Origin of the sequence: Alcanivorax sp. NBRC 101098 (assembly GCF_001010505.1) — a bacterium.
Classification (GTDB): domain Bacteria; phylum Pseudomonadota; class Gammaproteobacteria; order Pseudomonadales; family Alcanivoracaceae; genus Alcanivorax; species Alcanivorax borkumensis.
The window spans coordinates 1,948,856-1,969,431 of record NZ_AP014613.1 but is presented as its reverse complement, the minus strand read 5'-3'; the positions used below and the strand labels follow the sequence as shown (position 1 = coordinate 1,969,431).

Genomic DNA, 20,576 nt, shown 5'->3' with positions numbered 1-20,576 from the left:
GGACTATCGGCATGCACTGAGTGGTGCAAACTGCTAAGTGACAACCGGACGGCGGTGAAACGCGTATTAATTTAGGCGCAAAAAATTACAGTACAGTGACGCTGGCTGAGAGTTTGCTAGCAGAGCTTGCGATTGAAGGACGGGGGGCTGGTCATGCTAAGGGGCATAGCCCGTTATCGACACACTGTGCATCGCTTTTAGTTCACATTCGTTATGCGTGTAGCGGGCTCTGCAAAAGGCTGTATCCAGAAAACCAGTAACTCAGGGGGCTTGGTTTATTTATTCGTTAGCGGCGCAGAGCGCCGCGTGTATTTTGTCGTCACAAGCGCCCCGGCAGAACGTTCGGGACATCCTGCTATCGCTGTTCGGATGGCCGATGATGGGCTCGCTACTGTTTTGTCGGTGTTGCTGATCAGGGTGGGCATTTACCCTTGCCGATACACACGACTTCCGGTTCGTGCAGACGGTTTCAGGGTTAATTGCCGTCTTCCAGAAAGCGATCAGGACAGGATGATGGTGTTAGCCGCTAATTAGCGCTCTCTCCTTTAGCAAACCCTCAATTTCCGGAATACTCGCTGGATCATCAATGGTGGATGGAATGTTGTATTGCTCGCCATTGGCTATCTGGCGCAGTAATTTACGCAGGATCTTGCCGGAACGGGTTTTGGGTAGGCGCTGGGTGATGAGGGTGTCTTTCAGGCAGGCGACAGCGCCGATCTCTTGGCGGATACGGGCGACCAGCTCTTGGTTGAGGGTGGCGGCGTTCACGTCTGTACCATCTTTGAGTAATACCAGCCCTAGGGGGACTTGGCCCTTCAGGTCGTCAGCAATACCGATTACGGCGCATTCGGCCACGGCGGGGTGGCCGGCGAGCACCTCTTCCATTTCGCCGGTGGAAAGGCGGTGGCCGGCTACGTTAATCACGTCGTCGGTGCGGCCCATGATGAACACGTAGCCGTCTGCATCTTTGTAGCCACCATCTCCGGAGGTGTAATAGCCGGGGAACTGTTCTAGGTAGCCTGCGAGGAAGCGAGAATGATTGCCCCAGATGGAGGGTAGGCAGCTGGGAGGTAGTGGCAGTTTGATCGCCACGTTGCCCTGCTGGTTGGGGCCTAGTTCGTTGCCGTTGTCATCTAGGATGCGTATATCGTAGCCGGGGGCGGGCAAGGTAGCGGAGCCGGGCTTGCAGGGCTTGGGATCAATGCCCATGAGGTTGGCGCAGATGCCCCAGCCGGTTTCGGTTTGCCACCAGTGGTCTACGACTGGCAAGCCGGTGATCCCCTTAACCCATTCGTAGGTGGGCGGGTCCAGGCGCTCGCCGGCCATGAAAATTGTTTCCAAGGCCGATAGATCATGTTGCTTGATGCCTTCGGCGTTAGGGTCTTCTTTCTTAATCGCGCGAAATGCTGTGGGCGCGGAGAACAGGGCTTTTACCTTGTATTCTTCTGCTACCCGCCAGAAAGCGGCGGCGTCGGGTGTGCGTACCGGTTTGCCTTCATAGAGCACGCTGGATAGGCCTGCGAGCAGAGGGGCATAGACAATGTAGGAGTGGCCGACTACCCAGCCCACGTCTGAAGCGGCCCAGAAAGTGTCACCTGGGTCCATATTGTAGATGGCTTTCATACTGTAATGCATGGCCACGGCGTGGCCGCCATTGTCGCGGATAACCCCTTTAGGTTTGCCGGTGGTGCCGGAGGTATAGAGGATATACAGCGGATCGGTGGCCAGAACCGGGGTGCACTCTACGGGGCTAGCGGCGGAAACAACCGCTTGCCAGTCCAGATCCCGATCGACCTTCAGTTCGGCTTTGGCCTGGGGGCGTTGGTAAATAATGTTGTGTTCCGGTTTGTGCTCTGCCTGCTCAATAGCAGCATCCACCAGCGGCTTGTAATGGATGAGCTTGTTCACTTCCACTCCGCAAGAAGCCGAGACAATGACCTTGGGTTGTGCGTCATCAATACGCACGGCCAGTTCATGGGCAGCAAACCCGCCAAATACTACGGAGTGAATGGCGCCAAGGCGTGCAGTGGCGAGCATGGCCACGGCGGCTTCGGGAATCATGGGCATGTAGATCAGCACCCGATCGCCTTTTTTCACCCCTTGTTGCTGTAGTGCGCCGGCGAAGATGGCCACCCGGTCGGTGAGCTCGGCATAGCTGATGGCTTGTTTGCTGTTGGTGACGGGCGAGTCGTAATAGATGGCCACCTGGTCACCACGGCCTGCGGCCACGTTGGCGTCTAGTGCCATGTGGGCGGTGTTCAGCACGCCATCGGTAAACCAGCGATCAATGCCGTTTTCATCTTTGCCGAGAATGGTAGAGGGAAAGCTGAACCAGTCCAGTTGGCGGGCCTTGGCGGCCCAGAATGCTTCCGGTGTGGTAATGGATGCGGAATATTCTTGTTGGTAGCTCATGCTGGACCTCTTTTTGTAGCCAGTTTCTCCCCCCGTTCTTATTGGGTAACGGGGGAGTCAAGCTGGCGGGCATCGGGGCATTGTTGGGCAACTGTCGGTCAGAACACAGGGTTGCGTTGTGTGATCTTATGCTAGACGAGGGTGGACCTGTAAAAAATTAGACTTAAGTTCAAAATTGAGGGCTACGGTGGGCGGGCTCGTGAAAAAGTAGTGCGTGTTTACGTCAATGCACTTTTTGCGCGAGTGCGTCACCATGGGGCCACATTCACAATGACGGAGGGTGAGATGTATATCGCCATGAACCGCTTCAAGATCAAACTGGGCTGTGAGCAGGATTTTGTAGAGATTTGGAAAGGGCGCGACACTTTCCTGAAAGAGGTGCCGGGTTTCAAGAGTTTTCACCTTCTGCAGGGCGCGAGCAATGAGGAGTACACATTATTCTCATCCCACGCCACTTGGGAATCGCGTGAAGCATTTGAAGGCTGGACTAAGTCCGAGGCGTTCCGCAAGGCCCATGCCAACGCGGGTGCACGCCGGGATATCTACCTGGGGCCGCCGCAGTTGGAATGTTTTGAGGTGGTGCTGTAAAGCTGACTCCGCCGTAGGCGGCGCGATCCCCCTTGCAGTGAACTCAGCCAGCCATCGCGCCGCCAGCGACGCGCCTATGCTACGGTGATTATTTCGGATCCTTGGTCTGATTGGATTTGCCGTCGTTGGCATCCGAGGGGCGCGCGGTGGTGTCCCCACTGTCTTCAGCCGAATGGGTTTCCAGGTTTAGCTGCTCGCCGTTGCCGTTGCGGATATGAATATCCAGCTGGCTGAAGGCAATTTCCACGCCATGTTCGTTGCACATAGCATCAATGTGGCGGTTAATCTCATCGGTGGCGGCCAAGCGGTCGTTGATATTATCCACATGGACGCGCAGTTCGTGGTCCAGCGTGCTGGCACCGAAGCCCATAAACAGCACTACCGGTTCAGGGTCGTGTAACACTCGGCCATTTTCTTTGGCCGCTTGTAGCAGGATGTCGCGGCACTTCTGTAAGTCGGAACCGTAGGCAAAGCCCACCTTGAGGATGATCCGAGTCACGGTGTCGGACAGAGACCAGTTAATTAGCCGCTCGGTGACGAACACCTTGTTAGGAACCAGGATTTCTTTGCGGTCGAAATCAATCAGCGTGGTGGCGCGAATGCGAATGCGGCTGACCGTGCCGTCCAAGTTATTAATGGTAATCACGTCACCAATGCGGATGGGCCGTTCGAATAGCAGGATGATGCCGGAAATAAAATTGGCGAAGATTTCCTGCAGGCCAAAGCCCAGACCCACGCCTAATGCCGCTACTAGCCATTGCATTTTGTCCCAACTGAGCCCTAGGGCGCCAAGGGTGAGTATGATGCCGCTGGCCACAATGACGTAGGAGAGCAGGGTGGTGGTGGCATAACTGGTGCCTTGGCGCAGGTCTAGCCGTGATAGCACTAACACTTCCAGGAGCCCAGGTAGATTACTGGCCAGCAGAAAGGTCACTACACCGATGATCAGAGAGGTCATCACATCGCCAAGGCTGATGGGCGAGGTGGTGGTGGCTTGGCCTGTGCCTTCCGCGGTTTCCCACAGGACAATGTTGTCGGTATAAGCTAAAGCATATAGCACATCTGACCAGACCCAGTAGACCAATAAACCAATAACAGCGACTAGTGCTAAGCGGATAAGACGCAGAGACTGCTCGTTGACTTGTTTTAGGTCCAATTGCGGCTCTTCGACTTCTACAGCTTCAGCGCTGCTGGTCTCTTCTTTTTGTTCCGCTTCGCGCTGGGCCACGGCCCGCTTATAGGATAGCCGCTGCGCAGCCACGGCGAGCCCGCGTACAGCGGTAGCATCTAGGATGATCCACAACGCAATCAGATAAAGGCTGTAAATCATGTGTCCGGTGAGCCGTACTGATGTGTAGTAGTAACCCACGCCAGTGAGCACGATGAGAGTGAGTGGGGCAAGAATACATAGCCCCGTGGCGAGGGTGCGCATGGTGCGGCTGTAATGACGGCCGGGGTATGACTGGGCCACCCAAGGCAAGCTCACCATGATGGTGATCATGGCCACCATCATAATCACTAGACCTAGCCGATCGTTGCTGAGTTGGGCAGGCCACTGATCGCCGAACGCGACCAGTAACGTGAGGGGGATTAACGCCAAGCCGGTTACTAGCAGGCGCCGGCGCATTTGTTGGTTGTATTCCCTACTCCAGCGGAACTGGCGTTGTGCGATGCCATTGTTCTTGAGTAGACGATAGAGCACTTCAAAAACTAGCCACAGCAAGGCGACTTGGGCCATGGCGGCGCCCATGACGCTAGTGAACGTGCCGGGCTGTACCCATAGGCCAGCAGCCAGCAAGACAAGGAAAAGCGGGAATGGGGCAGCAATTAAAAAAGTATAAAGCAAACTCAGGGGCGTATGGGCCTGGCTGTCACGGCGCAGGAAACCCACATCCTTATTCATTGTATCAATGCGCGATTTCAGTTTATTGCGAATCAGCATCAACAACGCCGCCGGGAGAATTAGGCCGATCAACCAGGCCCATTTGCGAGTGAGCAGCTCGCTGGTGCCCTCCTGCAGATCAGCCCAGGGAATGGCTTTAAGTTGTTCCATTAACTCCTTAGGTAGCTTGCCGAGCCATTCGAAACTGAGAGGTTGGTTGCTGGGCATCCAGAAGGTTTGTTCGGAAATGGTGTTGTGTAAGCTGCGGGTGATTTTACGTAGTTGTTCATGGCTAAGCTGGGTACGCGTCAGGATCGCCAATTGGCGGCTCAGTTCTTGATCCAGTTGATCGTAAATGGCCAAGCGCTCTTCGCGCAGAAGGGCAAAGGCTTCCTCTAGGGCCGGGCTCAAGGGGGCGTCTATTTTAGCCTGTGAGGGCAGGGGCGCATCATTTAGATCTTGCATGGCCTGTTGGATTTCGAACTGATTCAGGCGGGTATTGGAAATCTCCTTTTCCAGGTTCAGCTCACCCTGATCCTGAGGCAGGCTTTTTTGTTGTTCGTAAAGAATACGCGATAACAGCAGGCTGCCATCGAGCATGCGGATTTGGTCGTTAACGGTGGATGAGAGAGAGCGGGCCTTGTCCAGTTCGGTTTTTGTCGTGACCGCCTCGCGTAACCGGCTGTTTACGCGTTCGCTGACGCGGGCCAATTGCTCGCGCAGCTGGCTATTTTTTGCCATGGCTTGCTTGACTTGCGGGTGGTCCAGCACGCTTGTGGGAAGGTCTGTATCCGGTGATTTAGCGGTCGGCTCCAGTTGGTTTAGGCGCCGTTCATTAATCAGTGGCTGCAGGGCATCCAGTTTTGCCTCGATGATGAGTTGTTTTTGTTTGTCGCTCTGTTGTCTCAGCCGGGCAATGTCCTGTTGCTTGTCGACGATAGCCAATTCCTGGTTGTAACGCTCGATGCGTGATTCCAGGGCGCTGATCTCCGTGTTTAGGCTGCGTGTCTGCAATTCAGATAAGGGCTCGCCATCTTCATCTATACCCTGATTGAGGCGTGAGCGGATGGTGTCGAGCCTGTCCATAGCTTTGCTGATTACGTTTTGAGCCTGCTCCGGAAGGGTCTGGGTACGGGTCAGGTCGCTGTTGGCGTCGGCTAGATCTTCTTGGTTCGTTTCCAGAGCGTTTAATTCATTGACCAGCGTTTGTACCAGTGTTTCAAGTGTTTCGCCGGCGTAATGCTTGCTCCAATCGGTTTCTCTCTGTTGACGCAGGCGTATAAGTTCCGCGTTTAGTTGCCGGCGCTCGCTAGCTGCTTTATTGGAAAAGCGTTTTAGCTCCTCGATTTTTTTCTGGTTGCTATCGATTTCCTCTCGGAATTTCAGTGTTTGCTTGAGCTGTTCCTTTTCAGGGTTTTGCGTGCCGTCGGATTGCTTGTCGTTGGTTTCAGTAAGCTGTTTTTGTAGGTCGCCAACACCGGGCAAGGTGAAGCTGGCGGACTGTGCCATGGCGAGAACGGGCAGCAATATCAGCAAGACGAGAGGCAGGCGTCGATCCATAATAAGGAGGGCTCTTGGAAAGTATGGGTATCTTTGTATCACAGGGTCGGGGCTATTGCTTTCCCTGCGATGATAATCGGCGAAGTAATTGGCGAACCAGGCCCAGTTCCCGGTCGTTAGCCAGCGGTAGTAATTCATCTACCCATTGGTGCAGGTTTTCATTGGGTTGTATGTGCAACGAGGCAAGCTGCTGATGCACTGCCTGACGCGTATGGGAAAAAGTGGCCGGGTCCGGTTCTGTTATTTTTACAGCGGGTTGCTTGCGCAATTCCCAAGCGTAGATCATTACCGCCTGCGCGAGATTCAGCGATGGCTGCTGCTGCGCCAGTGGAATACTGCTAGCCAAGTCGCAAAGGCCCAGCTCGTCGCCGGTGAGACCGCTGGCTTCCCGGCCAAAAACGATAGCCACCCGCTGTACGCTGTTTCCCTTGCCGGCCACCAGTGCGGCACAGTGATCTGCATCCACGTAGCGATCTTTTTGCAAGCGGTGCCGGGCGGTGCAGCCGATGCTTAGGTCTACATCAACGAGGGCCTGCGCCAAGGAATCCACGATCATGGCTTGTTCCAGCACGTCGTTGCTGTGGTGCGCCACCCAGTGGGCGGCGGTCATATCGCCGGGGTTTACCAGCCGTAACTGGGAGAAGCCCATGGTTTTAATAGCACGGGCTGCGGCGCCAATGTTTTCCCCGCGAGCGGGTTCCACCAGAATAAAAACAATATCCATTTATAGTCACTTGTTCAGGCTGTGTGTAACGCGAACCATTCTATACGAGCCGTTGGTACGGTTTGCAGAAAAGAGGGTTGTAGATAGAGGGGGGATAAAGCCCATGCTCAGACGGGGATTGTTATACGCATCTATTTTTGTGCGTAAATAATAGGGGGAGGGCTTCCACGGCGACGCTCGCACTCACTGGCCACGAATATAGCAACCGGCCGAAATCCTGCATGAACGGCGTGATCAGGGCGTGACACAGCAGCCAGAACCTTCGTTTTAAGGCGCCGCCGAAGAGGAGGGAGGCTCGCTGGTCTTTGGGCAGGGCTGGTTGCCGATTTCGCGGGCACTCGCCTGGATCTCTGGATCGTCCGGAGCCAGCGCTAAGGCCTGGCAGAGACTTTTGCTAGCCTCTTGTTTCTCTCCCATTGCCAACTGAGCATAGGCCAAGTTATTCCAAGCAGCGGCCAATTCAGGTTCATTGTGCACGGCCTTTTCAAAGGCTGCTCGCGCCTGCGCCTGTTTATTTTGTGCCCACAGGGCATTGCCATAGCCAAACCATAATGGGCCGTTTTGTGGAAATGCCTCTACGGCCGCTGGCCAGAAGTCGATGCTATTTGGTAATGCAGAGATGGCGCGCAATAGCGCATCCGGTTCGGCGCTGGCGGGGAGCTGGCCGGGGGCGACCAAGGTGAATCCCCATTGATCGGCTCTTGCCCAAGTGCGGATAAAGCGGTTCCAGTGGCTGGTGTCGCTCTGCGTTGTACCGCTGTGCAATACTACAGTATCGCCCTGGTTACGGTAGCCGGTAACCACCGCGAAGTGCCACTTTGGCCAGTTTGGCAGCGCCAAATTCTGCATCACCAGCACCGGCCGGTTAGCCTGCAACTCCTGGAACAGGTGGTCGGCAGATTCCACCGGGTAAGCCATTAAACCGCGGCTGCGGGCGGCGGCACGCAGTTCAATACCCAGCGATCCTTTGCGCTCCGGTAGCCAGACTTCGTCCACTAGGGCGTCGGCGCTGACAGGCTTACCCGCCCATTGCAGCATCATTGCCAGTGCGGCCGGGCCACATTGATAGGCGTCTTGGGGGACAAAGGGAACCACGACCTGCTGGGAGGTTTGCACTGTGGCACTTTGCGGAGGCGGCACACTCTGACAGCCACCCAAAGCGAGCAGGGCGGCTGTCAATAGAATGGCGAGAGATCTGGGCAGCGCTGTAGTTATCATCAGCTTGCCGGTCGCTTAATTAACCGGGTCGATTACAGGGAAGACATCGGTAGCGCCGAGCAAATCCAAAATCACCAGCACTAGAATGATAGCAAGCACGACGCCGAATACGCCTTGGCCGGCGGGTAACGCTTCGGATTTCTGGGCTAGCTGTTGCAGTTCAGTATGGGTGAGGCGATCCAGTCGTTGGCTCACTTGTTCTTGGTTGACGCCGTATTCGCTCAACGCCTGGGCGGCCACTTTATGATCCATTAACCGCATGACCTGCTGCTTCATGGCGGCGCGATCCTGTTGCTGGATTACAGTGTCATTACCAATCATGGCGGCCTGCGAGGCGGGTACAATGAGCACCTGCATAAATAGCAAAACAAAGGCACTAAGCATTCCGGTAACGCGTTTGGATGGGGTCATGAAGCAATCTCCTCAATGGTTGATGGCTATACTTTACCAGTGTGGCCGCTATTCAAAAGAATGGCGGCATCATTAGAAGGTTTTTTTACAAGGACTTTACCAATCTCCGCCGCTGCAATGCCTTTGCTATCAAGCCGTTGCAGTGCCTGTTTGGCATAGTCAGCGTGCAGGCAAAATAACAACCCCCCAGCGGTTTGCGGGTCGCACAGCGCGGTGAGTAATGCTTCGGCCACTGGTTGTTGCTGTTGGCAGTGCACCAGTATTTGGCGATTGGCGTCACTAAGAGTGCTGGCCACACCCTGCTCAATTAACGAGAGCGTGCCGGGTAGCAAGGGGACCTTGTGGCAGTCCACGGACAGACTAACTTGGCTTTGCTGGCTGATTTCATAGAGATGACCCAGCAGCCCAAAGCCGGTGATGTCGGTGCAGGCATTTACCGGTATCCCCTGTAGCGCTTGCTGAGCAAGATGGTTGCTGATCAGAAGATGGCGCAGGGTGGTGTCCAGCCAGGGGCCGTGGAACGCGGAGCTCGGCTCGCGGCTAACCTGCATCAAGGCGGCCAATTGCACCCCGCTACCCAGCGGCTTGGTGAGGATAAGGCGGTCGCCGTCACGGGCGCCGTGTTTGTGCCAGAGCTGTGCTGGGTCTGCCTGGCCATTGACGGTGAACCCGGCGGCCATCTGTGGCCCTTCGATGGTGTGCCCACCTACCAGGGTGCAGCCTGCGGCATTCAGCTCGCGAACCGCGCCTGCCATCATCCGTTGCAGGTCCCGGCTCTGCAGTCGCGGGTGGTGCCAGGGCAGGGTGATGTTGGCCAGAGCCGAATGGGGTTGGGCATTCATGGCGTACACGTCGCTGAGGCTGTGCAGCGCGGCGATACGGCCGAACAGGTAAGGCTCATCGATAAAGGCGGGAAAGAAATCCAGGCTCTGCACCAGTCGCTGCCCGGCAGGCCAATCAATAATGGCCGCGTCATCGGCGGCATCCACCCCGGCTTCGATGCCGGGGTTCACCACCGGTTGCAGCTCGGCCAGTGCTTCATGCAAGGCGTCACTGCCCACCTTGGCGCCGCAACCGGCGCAATGCAATGTATCTGGATCAGCGGGACCAGGGGGCATGCTCGGAAGCTGCTGATCGAACTTGGCCATGAACGCCCGGTCGATGTGATCCTTCCAGCGCCATACCCAGTGCCCGGCCACAGACAGCCTGCCGCCACGGCTGGCAATGGCGTCTTTGCCGCCGGTGGACAGCAGCGACAGGAAACGGGATTGCGGGCGATAGGCGACTAGCGGTTGCCCTTGAATGACGGCGCGTAGGTTGGTGGCCAGGGTGCGAGCCTGGCGAACAGCATAGACCCCGGCCTTGGGCAGCGGCGTAGGGAAGGCGGCACAATCACCTGCGGCAAAAATGCGTTTATCAGTGGCCGTTTGCAGGGTTTCCGTGACCCGCACAAAACCTCGTTCGTCGCACTCAAGGCCGCTGTTTTCCAGTATCGGTAAGCCCCGTACCCCGGTGCACCAGAGCACCCATTGGGCGGTGAGTGGCTGATCTCCCATATGCAGTTGCTGATGAGCATCACAATGAACGCGACTGTCGGTATGCAGGGTGACGTTGTGGGCTTGCAGCCGCTTGTGCATTTTCTCGCGCACGCTGGCAGGAAAGCCCGGCAGTAGATTGCCGCTGGTGATCAATTGAATCTGTGCCGGTTGCTGGTGGCGCTGGAAATGTTGGGCCATGGCCAGGGTCATCTCGGTACCGCCGGCCCCGGCGCCGATCACTGCCAACGAGGGCGATTGCCGTTCGGCGTGTTGGCAGAGTTGCTGCCAGCGGGCATAGAAACTGGCCACTGGCTTCACCGGGACCACACGGGGGTGGCTGCCGCCCAGAGGGCTCAAATCCGGGGTGGCGCCCACGTCCAGGCTTAACCAATCGTAGGCCAGTTGGCTGCCATCGCTGAGCTGTAAGTGTCGCTGTTGCGGGTCCAGCTGGGTGACGCTGGCTTGAATAAAACGGCAGCCGCTAGCCTGGCACAACCGGTACACATCCACGTGGGTGTCATCCAGGGTGTAGTGGCCGGCGATCAGCCCTGGCAACATGCCGGAGTAGGCGCTAAGGCTGTCCGGTGAAACCAGAGTCAGGCGCACGCCGGGAATCGGCTTCATGGCCAGCATGCGCAGGGCCAGCGCGTGGCTATGGCCAGCACCGACAAAGACCAGGTCGTAGTGGGCGGAGGGACTTATCACAGTGGCATCATCACAGTTGCAGTTCACCTTGCAGGTAGCAGCGTGCGGTGCCGCTAAGTGTGACGCGGTCGCCTTTTAACTGACAGTGCAATTCTCCGCCCCGGGCAGATAGCTGGCGGGCATGAAGATGTGTTTTGCCGAGTTTTTCCGCCCAGTACGGCACCAGAGTGCAATGGGCAGAACCGGTGACCGGGTCTTCCGGAACGCCTTTGGCCGGGGCAAAAAAACGGCTGACAAAATCACAGTCGTTGCCGGGGGCGGAAATCATTACTGCGAAGGTATCCAGTGCCGCGATGGCGGTGAAGTCGGGCTGAAAATGACGCACCTGATCGGCGTTGTCCACGATAACCAGCGTGTCACGAGCCTGTAGCACCTCGCGAAGGGGTAAATCCAGCGCTTGGGAGAATGGGGTGAGATCGGTGAGCGCATGGGCCGGCCGGGACGGAAAGTCCAGGCTCAGTGTTTGCCCACTGCGGGTGACGAACAAGGGGCCGGAGGCTGTGGAAAAGCGTACCCGTTCACCGGGAAATCCCAGAGCATGGAAGACTACCCAAGCAGCAGCGAGCGTGGCGTGGCCGCACAGATCCACTTCGACTGTTGGGGTAAACCAGCGCAGCGCGTAGCTCTGTTCGTCGGGCACCAGAAAGGCGGTTTCCGAGAGGTTGTTTTCCAGTGCGATGTTCTGCAGTAGGGCGTCATCTAGCCAGTGTGTCAGCGGCACCACGGCGGCGGGGTTGCCGGCAAACAACGCATCGGTAAAGGCGTCCACTTGGTACAGTTTCATAGTGTGACTCGTGTTTGCATGTTCCGAGTGTGTTTTGGTTAGCGGCGTGCCGGGGCATTGCTTGCTGAAACACCGTGGCCCGGCTGCAGCCTCAGGCGCCGTCGCAGTGTTCGCGACAGAGTATCTACGCCTAGATTGAGCAACACCGTGGCCAGGATCAACAGGGCGGTTCGGTCAAAGCGGAATTCCGCCACGCTAGAGTCAATATAAAAACCCAGAGTGTGAATGCCAAGAATCCCCAGCACCGCCGTTTCACGCATGATCACCTCCCAACGATAGAGCAAGAACGCGAGCAGATTAGGGCTGATGCGTGGCAACACTTCGTAGGCGTAGCGGTTGATGCCGGTGGGAGCATCTGCGCGCAAGCGCAGTGTCTCACTGAAGCGGCCGGTCAGGTGAGCGACGATGGCGCCGGTATGCAAAGCAAGAGCGAGAATGCCGGGCAGCATGGAAGGGCCGAGCAGGATAAGGAAGAAGAAGGCGAGAAAGAATTCCGGGGTAGTGCGTAGTACCACCAGAATGCCCTGGCCCAGAGAGCGGCTGGCTCGGTTGCCGAATAGCGGTGAGGTGAGCGGGAACAATAACAGCGCAAGGATGCCGGTGAGCAGGAGCGCGGCGAGACCCAGCACCACTGTTTGCCATAGGCCGGGCCACAGCTGTTGCTGCCAAAGCATGGCAAACCATTGGCTCAGTTCCAAGAGGCCACCACTTTGACGTAGAGGGGCGGGCACCAGATCTACGGTGATGAAGCGTACCAAGGTATCCAGGTTGCCGGTAAAAAGGGGCGGCGCCCAGGCCACGGCAGCAATTAGGTAAAGCGGAATTAAGCCAGGGCTTAGCCACCAGCGCAGGGTGAAAATCAGGGCAAAGAAGAGGTAGAGCAGGGCGGCGCCCTGGTCGTAGACGCCTTCACGAAACGCGGTTTCCAGGTGGAAGCCCAGGGTAGGCAAACCGATAAAACCCAGAATGGCGGAGGCGCGCAGGGCGCATTCTAGCCGGTAGCTGCCATAGGCTTTGAAGGCCTGCCAGACCAGTGGCAGGCGCGCGAAGAAAAAGCGGCTGATCGTGGTGGTGCTGGCGGGTAATGCATGGGAGGGGGCTGGGTCTGCCTCTTCGAGAAATTCCCCAAATACTTTGGCAAAGATGCCCGCATAGGGAATGGCGATGGCCAGTACCCCGGTAAGCGTGCTCAGCCCGGCAACCTGCAATAGCAGCAGGCCCCAGAATAATTCATGGATGGCGCGGATGCTGGCGGCGAAACCGCGCACGGCACGTGAAGACCAGCAGATCGCCATAAAGAAGCCGAACAGGGCGGCCAGCGCCGTGCCTTGCCAGGCAAAGGCCAGTGTATTGGCCAGTGCTTTGCCCAGTTGTTCGGTGGCAAAGAAGTCCGGGGCGAGAAACCCCTTGCCCATGCGCAACAGTTCTTGGCTGGGGCTGGAACGGGCGATTTCCATATCGGCCAGCAACAGTGCCAGCAGGCCGGCCAGGGCGATGCCACCGGTGGTGCGTCGCCAGCGACTGGCGGTGGTGTTCAATGGGGCGCTGGCCGGTTTCATGGTGGGGTGTTCACTGATACGAGCGGTGTTGGTATGAAGCGTCCTGATATAACGCATCCAGATCGCTGAGTGACAGCGAATGGGTGGCGGCATCGAGTACGACTTTGCCGTGGTTTAGGCCAATGATTCTATCGCTGCAGGCCAGCGCCAGCGCTCGATCGTGCAGGGCGATTACGGCACTGTCATGGCGGGCCAGCGACAGGGTCAGCAAGGCAAGGCCTTGATGTTCGTCCAGGCTGGATACCGGTTCATCGGCCAGTAGAATCGGGCGGTGGGTATAGAGCGCCCGGCCCAGTGCGGCGCGTTGCGCCTGGCCGCCGGAGAGCTGGTCGATACTGGTGAACAGTTTGTCGTGCAGAGACAGATCGGTGGCCAAGGCGCCAATTTGTTCACGCTCATGGCGACTAGGAGCAATCAGATTTCGCAGATTAGTGAGAGTGCTATTGCGTGACAGGGCGCCCATGTAGATATTGTGGAACACGCTAAGCATGGGCACCAGGGCGCCAGCCTGAGGGCACCAGGCACAGGCGCTCTCCTGCTGGTTGCGCAGGGCATTAAGCAGGGTGGATTTGCCGGCACCAGAGGGGCCGAGCAGGGCGACTTTCTCGCCTTGCTCGATGGTTAGCGTCAGGTTAGAAAAGACAACCTGATCGCCATGCCCCAGCTGAGCCTGCTGAAAATGGAACACGTCAGTGCTGACCGTGGCCGTTAGTCCAACAGACCAATGGCGCTGGCGGTTTCCTCGATGGGGGCGTAGTCCGCATTGGACGCGGGTACAAACTTCTCACGGGGGAACGCTTTCAGCAGCACCGGATCGTCGATGGCCAGTAATACCTCGGTAACGCGCTGGCTAAAGCCGTCGCCAAAACGCTCATTCAGATCACCACGTACTGTCCAGTGGTAGTCGGGGTAGCTGGGAGTTTCCCAGATGACACTGACTTTGCTGGTGTCAATTTTGCCTTCCGCCAGCTCACGCTCCCAAACCTTGAAGTTCACCGCGCCAGTGGCGTAGGCGCCGCTTTGTACCAGTGCAATGGTGCGGCTGTGGTCGCCGGAGAAACCGACTTTTTCGAACAGCTTGTCCGGCGCTTCATTGAACGTATCGCGCAGATAGAATTCCGGCATCAGGCGGCCCGAGGTGCTGCCTTTGGAACCGAAGGTAAATGACGGTTGTGCAATGAAGTCTTCACCCAGTGTCTCTACAGGCTTGAGCCCGGTGCTGCTGTTGGCGATGAAGTAAGACTTGAAGGCAGTGTCTTCCTGGCCCTGTGCAATGGCCTGGGAGCCGGGGACAAGACGACGAGCCTGAACACCGGATAAACCGCCAAACCAGGCCATTTGTACCTCATCGTTGCGAAAGGCGGTAACGGCGGCAGCGTAGGATTTCACCGGAACGTATTTCACCGGTACGCCCAGTTGGTCTTCCAGATAAAGGGCGATGGTGCCGAACCGTTTTTCCAGCTGAGACTCATCCTGGTCGGGGATGGCGGTAAAGATGAAGGTGCCGGTGTGGGGGTCATTGCAGGCAGAGAGCAGCAGGGCAGCAACCAGTGCAACAAGAAGTTTCAAACGCATCGTTGTCTCCGTTCAATAGGGAGGCTTAAGGAATGTTGGATTCGGCAAGGAACGCTTATGCAGTATAGCGGCCTGCCGGTGATATTGCTCAGCGACTGTTAAGGAAAGCACTGACTTCAGCTCGGCTGCCCTGGAACAGGATAGTGCCCGCCCGGCGCGACAACATGTAGTCGTACATGGGGTCGTAATAATCGGCGAGCAGGCTGTGGATCCATTCGCGGTGCAGCTCGGTATTGCCGCAGTTTGCTTGCACGGCCAAGGCTTCCTGAAGCTGTTGACGAAGTTGCTGGTGGCGAATGCCACCTAGGCGGCGGCGAATGCGATCCATGGACGCCAGTAATTCGTCACCGAGTTGTTTGAGAGCGTCGTGTTCACCGAAGTAGCGGGCATATTCCTGCAGTGGGCCAATGACGTAATCTTCCAGCGTTACCTGAACGCGGGACTCCAGCGATTCTTCAATGATGATACGTGGTTGCGACTTGATCTGGTCTTGGAGGGAAAAAGGCAGGTGACAGCGCCCGATCAGTTTGCTTTCGTCTTCCACCAGAATGCTTACAGGCTGTGCGGCACGTTGTTTGATCAGAGCAATGGACAGGCTATTTTCGAAATCAATTTGGCTGGGCTGGCCACCTGGGCGACGACCAAAGGATGAACCGCGATGGTGGGCAAGGCCTTCCAGATCGATAGCGTTGGGTTGTTGCTCAATGACTCGTGTTTTGGCGCAGCCGGTGCGGCCACACAGGACCTCCAGCGGTAGGTTGGCGATGCAGGCTTCCATTTCATCGATCAGAAAACGGCGCAGCGCTTTGTAGCCACCAGTCACTAGCGGGGCATCGATGCCGATTTCGCGCAGCCACGCCTGGGTCGTCTGGCTACGCAGCCCGCCACGAAAGCAATATAAGTAGCCGTTGGGATTGGCTTGCCACCATTGCTGCCATGCGTATAGGCGCCGCTCTCGCTCCTCGCCACAAACCAGCGTGTTGCCCAGATCAATCGCCGCCTGTTGACCATGCTGCTTATAGCAGATGCCTATGCGGTGGCGTTCTTCATCGTTGATCAGAGCGAGATTGGTGGTACCAGGAAAGGCGCCTTTGGCAAATTCCACGGGGGCACGCACGTCCAGCAAGGGTGTGTCATTGAGGAACAGGGACAGGTAATCACAGGTATCGTCGCGCATGGTTGGCGAGTGTAATCCAGCTACACGCTACACGCTACACGCGAGGAAATTGGATGTGGAACCGAGGGTGGTCGCCAGTTTTCCTTTTCAACGGTTCACTCAGAACATTCAGCTGACTTTCGTGGGCAGGGCGGTCCGTGTGGCGCCGCGCCAACCCACGTTGCAGCTTGAGGGTTGTAGCTCTCTGCTACTTTACTTTGCCGGGCGGATCTGGCCGGCCAGGTGCGGCTTGATGCCGTCTTTGGCGAGCAGGCGGAAGTCGCTGCCACCGTTGGCGGGCTTGTTCTCGAACTTCACGGTGGCAGGCACGAACATAGGTAGCTTGAATTGCACATCCACGGTGAAGGCGTTTTCCGGCAGCTGGTACTGCAGCTCGGCCAAGCAGCGGGCTTTAGACCACATGCCGTGGGCGATATGGCGTTTGAAACCGAACAGTTTGGCCGACAGCGGGTATAAATGAATCGGATTACGATCACCGGAGACAGCACCATAGCGACGACCGATATCGCCAGGCACCTTCCATTCCACGGTGTCGGTGGCCGGCTGTGGTTTGGAGGCGTTTTTCTTTTTGCTGCTGTTACCGCCACCGCTGCGGAAAAAGTTCACGGATTCACTTTCCCAGACCCGTTCGCCGCCGGTGCTAACACTGGTGAAAATGGAAAATTCGTAGCCCTTGTCCACTTTTTGCAGGTTGCCCAGGAAGCATTTCACGTTAAGTTGTTCACGCTCGGCAATGGGGCGGTATTGGGTGATGCTGTTGCGTACATGCACCAGACCCATGGCAGGGAAAGGAAAGCCATCGGTAAGAATCAGCGCCATATGTAATGGGAAGGCGTGCATGTGCGGATAGGTCACGGGCAGCTTGCCGTCGGCGGCAAACCCACACACTTTTCGGTAAGCGGCCAAATGTTTTTCATCAAGGGAGACATCATTCAGGCGTAGACCCACGTCCGGCAGGGTGGGGTTACTGCCCGGTTTAACTGTGGCACGTAATACGGCCTTGGCAAAGTTGACCACCATGGGCGGTGTATTACGTAGCTCGCGAAATTTGACCTCACTCATGACTCAATCCTTTCCCGTTGATAGCGTTGCAATGAAAGGCAACGGTGACAGTAAAAAAGAGTATAGAGCAGGGCAGCCGGGTCGCTATTGGCCGTATAGACAGGGTGGCTGGTGAGTTAAGCACAGGGTGCTCGACACAGGGCCAGAAAGGATGAAACTTGTTCAGGAACGGTTTTTGTCTGAACGCCACATGCCCACGCCGAAGTAAATAAGGCGTAGTTGCTTCTCTGCGGTAATCAGCACTTCTTGCTGGCCCGTTTCATCCGTTTCTTCCAGTTCCAACATTTCCTGTGTCAATGCGGTGACATTGTTAACAACCAGGCCTGCCATCATTTGTAGGTCTTCGGCATTAACGTGATCGAGGAAGGGGAAGCGTGCCATGTCCATCGCCAGTTCGTTGGTGAACATGCGGATTTCGCGGCGAATGGCATTGCGCATGGTGGGGGTGCCACTAGCCAGTTCCTTGGATACGAACAGGAAGTGGGCGCGGTTGTTACGCACATAGGTGAAGTAAGTTTCCATGGAGCTGCGCAACATGTGCTCGTTGGGTAATTCCTGCTGGCGTACTTGGCGCATCATCTGACGCAGAGTACGGAAGGATTCGTCCAGCAAGGTGAGGCCCATGGCACTCATGTCCGAGAAATGGCGATAAAAGGCAGTCGGTACTACCCCGGCTTTTTTGGTGACTTCCCGCAGACTCAGGGCAGAAAAGGGGGCCTTTTTGACCACCAGCTCCAACGCAGCCGTCATCAGTGCTTCCCGGGTCTGTCCCCGTTTAGGCTTGCGAGTTCTGCTGGTGCTTTCCTTTGTCATCGTTTTTTGCCTCCAAAATCAGCTGCTTATTCTCTTCTGTGCGGGCTTGTGATGCAACCAATTCCCTATGGCGGGTTGTAACACTATGATAAAAAACGCCTTTATCTTTTTTGTGAACACGTGTTGACTGTGGGTCAGGCGGTGTGAATAATGCCTACAACTGTTCACTTGAAGGGCCTGACCCATGAGCTCGATAACACAAACATCCAATCGTTTTCAGCAAGGCGTTAACCGTCTTCTGCAATCCCGTGTGGCCACCATTCTGGCTACTCCTCACGGTGTGGATCGTTATCTGGAAGTATTGAATCCGATGTGGTCGGTCGATGAAGTGCGCGCTGAAGTGGAGCGCGTGGACTATCTCACCGACGACAGTACCACCGTGACACTACGCCCCAACAGTAATTGGCAGGGGTTTATTCCCGGGCAGTTTGTGCAACTTACCGTGACAATCGATGGCAAGCGTCAAACACGTTGCTACTCCCCGGCAAACTCTGTGCACAGCGCAGATGGCCGCATTGAGTTAACCGTGAAGGCTCATGCCAACGGTTTTGTTTCGCGCTACCTGCGTGAGCAGATGTCAGTGGGGGAAGTGGTGACCTTGTCTCAGGCGGCGGGCGAATTTGCGCTCCCGGCAGAGCGACCTAAACGGGTGTTGTTGATCAGCGGTGGCAGCGGCATTACCCCGGTAATGTCCATGCTACGGACACTCTGTGATGAAGGGTTTTCTGGCCCAGTGACGTTCTTACACTATGCCAACAGCGCGGCTGACATGATCTATGCCTCCGAGCTGGAGAGCATTGCTGAGCGTCATGACAATGTGACTCTGTTGCGTTGCTTCAATGACGAAAGTGAACACGGAGAATTAACGGGCTTGTTTAGCCGTGAACATTTATTCCGTTCCGTGCCGGACTATGCCGAGGCAACGGTTTTCCTGTGTGGCCCGCCGCCGATGATGGCCGCAGTTGAAAAAATATGGGAGGAAGACGGACTTGGCGACCGGCTGCATAAAGAGCAATTCACCTTGGCCTCACCGGATCTGCAAAGCGACAACGTTGCAGGCGAAGTGCGCTTCCTACAGAGCGAACGAGTAGAAGTAAACAGTGGTGCGACTCTGCTTGAGCAAGCAGAAGAGGCCGGGCTAACTCCCCAATCCGGTTGCCGCATGGGTATCTGCCATACCTGCTCTTGCCGCAAGACAGCGGGCAAGGTCCGCGACATTCGTACTGGTGAAATCAGCGATGCCAGTGAAGAAATCATCCAAATCTGTGTGACCGTGCCGGTGGGCACGGTCACGCTGGATATCTAAATCGATCAAGGAAGGCGAGACATTATTATGAGCATTTTTAGCAACCTTACCGCCGAACAATTCGAGACGATTGGCCAGCAATTAGACGAGATCCGTAACCGCGAGCTGGCGGACTTGGGTGAGAAAGACGAAAAGTACATCCGTAGCGTAGTGAAGCGTCAGCGTCAGCTGGAAGTGGCTGGCCGTGGCTTGTTAATGTTGGGTTTCTTGCCACCAGCATGGTTGGCCGGGGTGGCTTGCCTGTCCGCCTCAAAGATCATTGATAATATGGAAGTCGGTCATAATGTGATGCATGGCCAGTATGACTGGATGGGTGACCCGAACCTGAACTCCAGGACATTCGACTGGGATAACACCTGTACTAATAAAAACTGGAAACACACGCATAACTTCGAGCACCACACTTATACCAACGTGCTCGATATGGACCACGATATTGGTTATGGCCTGCTGCGCATGTCTGAAGATCAGAAGTGGGAGCCCCGTTTTCTGTTTAACCCGGTGTTGTCGGTGATTCTTGCCGTGTTTTTCCAGCACTTTGTGGCCGTTCAAAGTCTTAAGTTAGAAGACTATTTGATCAACAAAACCAAGAGCAAAGAAGACATTAAGGCTGAGTTTAAGCCGATTTGGAAAAAAATGCGTAAGCAGTTGGCTAAGGATTATCTGCTCTTTCCCGCATTGGCAGGCCCGTTTGCGCCGCTGGTGTTTGCCGGAAACCTGGCCGCAAACGTGACGCGTAATCTATGGTCCTGCGTGGTGATTTTTAACGGTCATTTCCCTGAAGCGGTAGAGCAATTCGCCGAGTCCGTGGTGGAAAATGAAACTCGCGGCCAATGGTATGTGCGACAGATGCTAGGCTCTGCCAACTTTGAAGGTAGCCGCTTGATGCACTTGATGAGTGGTAACTTGAGCTTTCAGATTGAACACCATTTGTTCCCCGATATTCCGGCGCATCGCTATGCTCGAATTTCCCTTGAAGTACAAGCCATCTGTGAAAAACATGGGTTGCCTTACAATACGGGCTCTTTTATTGGCCAATCGATCAGTACTTGGAAGAGGATTCTCAAGCTGAGCCTGCCAGGCAAGCGCAAAAAAGATGGGCAAGGCCCTGGTTTGCTGAAAGGGTGGCAAGCCAAGGCAGAATCACTGACTTCAACGCCAGAAGCAAAAAACCGTAGCGCGGCCTGAGCCAATACGATTTCTTGGGTAGGCCGGAATGCTGTTCTGGGCCTGCGTCCTTATGCTACTCTCAGGCCCTCTGA

The 20,576-nt window shown here is 56.1% G+C and carries 16 protein-coding genes; 3 read left to right on the top strand and 13 right to left on the bottom strand.

The features are described 5' to 3' along the window. Positions 1–519 precede the first annotated feature (519 nt). Positions 520–2,412, bottom strand: a complete 1,893-nt coding sequence (locus AS19_RS08920; RefSeq protein WP_046961967.1) for a propionyl-CoA synthetase — start codon at positions 2,410–2,412, stop codon at positions 520–522. Between the two features lie 285 nt (positions 2,413–2,697). Between AS19_RS08920 and AS19_RS08915 the strand changes: the two genes are divergently transcribed. Then, on the top strand, positions 2,698–3,000 hold the full coding sequence (locus AS19_RS08915) for an antibiotic biosynthesis monooxygenase (RefSeq protein WP_011589011.1): 303 nt from the start codon (positions 2,698–2,700) through the stop codon (positions 2,998–3,000). A gap of 88 nt (positions 3,001–3,088) precedes the next feature. Here the strand turns inward: AS19_RS08915 and mscK are convergent, their stop codons facing one another. The 12 genes from mscK to AS19_RS08855 form a co-directional block, all read right to left on the bottom strand. Then, on the bottom strand, positions 3,089–6,442 hold the full coding sequence (mscK, locus tag AS19_RS08910) for a mechanosensitive channel MscK (RefSeq protein ID WP_046961966.1): 3,354 nt from the start codon (positions 6,440–6,442) through the stop codon (positions 3,089–3,091). Between the two features lie 52 nt (positions 6,443–6,494). Next, the gene (locus tag AS19_RS08905) at positions 6,495–7,166 is read right to left on the bottom strand and encodes a tRNA/rRNA methyltransferase (RefSeq protein WP_011589009.1); all 672 of its coding nucleotides are present in this window, start codon (positions 7,164–7,166) and stop codon (positions 6,495–6,497) included. 267 nt (positions 7,167–7,433) lie between these two features. After that, the gene (locus AS19_RS08900) at positions 7,434–8,384 is read right to left on the bottom strand and encodes a PA2778 family cysteine peptidase (RefSeq protein ID WP_011589008.1); all 951 of its coding nucleotides are present in this window, start codon (positions 8,382–8,384) and stop codon (positions 7,434–7,436) included. Between the two features lie 15 nt (positions 8,385–8,399). Beyond that, entirely contained in the window at positions 8,400–8,795 is a 396-nt protein-coding gene (locus tag AS19_RS08895; RefSeq protein WP_011589007.1) for a PA2779 family protein, read from the bottom strand. A 26-nt stretch (positions 8,796–8,821) separates the two neighbouring features. Beyond that, complete coding sequence (selD, locus tag AS19_RS08890; RefSeq protein ID WP_046962333.1) at positions 8,822–11,038, bottom strand: selenide, water dikinase SelD; 2,217 nt, start codon at positions 11,036–11,038, stop codon at positions 8,822–8,824. A 10-nt stretch (positions 11,039–11,048) separates the two neighbouring features. Next, positions 11,049–11,822, bottom strand: a complete 774-nt coding sequence (locus tag AS19_RS08885) for a PhzF family phenazine biosynthesis protein (protein WP_046961965.1) — start codon at positions 11,820–11,822, stop codon at positions 11,049–11,051. Positions 11,823–11,860: 38 nt separating this feature from the next. Then, entirely contained in the window at positions 11,861–13,438 is a 1,578-nt protein-coding gene (locus AS19_RS08880; RefSeq protein ID WP_231860750.1) for an ABC transporter permease, read from the bottom strand. Next, positions 13,392–14,069, bottom strand: a complete 678-nt coding sequence (locus AS19_RS08875) for an ATP-binding cassette domain-containing protein (RefSeq protein ID WP_046961964.1) — start codon at positions 14,067–14,069, stop codon at positions 13,392–13,394. The genes AS19_RS08880 and AS19_RS08875 overlap by 47 nt, the downstream gene beginning before the upstream one ends. 20 nt (positions 14,070–14,089) lie before the next feature. After that, positions 14,090–14,956, bottom strand: a complete 867-nt coding sequence (locus tag AS19_RS08870; protein WP_046961963.1) for a putative selenate ABC transporter substrate-binding protein — start codon at positions 14,954–14,956, stop codon at positions 14,090–14,092. Positions 14,957–15,044: 88 nt separating this feature from the next. After that, positions 15,045–16,133 carry a tRNA 2-selenouridine(34) synthase MnmH gene (mnmH, locus tag AS19_RS08865; RefSeq protein WP_011589001.1) on the bottom strand — a complete coding sequence of 363 codons (1,089 nt, stop codon included), beginning with the start codon at positions 16,131–16,133 and terminating at the stop codon, positions 15,045–15,047. Between the two features lie 192 nt (positions 16,134–16,325). Further along, on the bottom strand, positions 16,326–17,195 hold the full coding sequence (locus AS19_RS08860) for a MaoC family dehydratase (RefSeq protein ID WP_046961962.1): 870 nt from the start codon (positions 17,193–17,195) through the stop codon (positions 16,326–16,328). A gap of 162 nt (positions 17,196–17,357) precedes the next feature. Continuing rightward, positions 17,358–18,008 (bottom strand): TetR family transcriptional regulator, encoded by a 651-nt coding sequence (locus tag AS19_RS08855; protein WP_011588999.1) that lies wholly within the window; start codon positions 18,006–18,008, stop codon positions 17,358–17,360. 184 nt (positions 18,009–18,192) lie between these two features. On the opposite strand from AS19_RS08855, the gene AS19_RS08850 reads away from it, so the two are divergent. Both AS19_RS08850 and AS19_RS08845 read left to right on the top strand, forming a co-directional pair. Continuing rightward, entirely contained in the window at positions 18,193–19,314 is a 1,122-nt protein-coding gene (locus tag AS19_RS08850; protein ID WP_046961961.1) for a ferredoxin reductase, read from the top strand. Positions 19,315–19,341: 27 nt separating this feature from the next. Further along, positions 19,342–20,502 (top strand): acyl-CoA desaturase, encoded by a 1,161-nt coding sequence (locus AS19_RS08845; protein WP_011588997.1) that lies wholly within the window; start codon positions 19,342–19,344, stop codon positions 20,500–20,502. Positions 20,503–20,576: the final 74 nt, after the last annotated feature.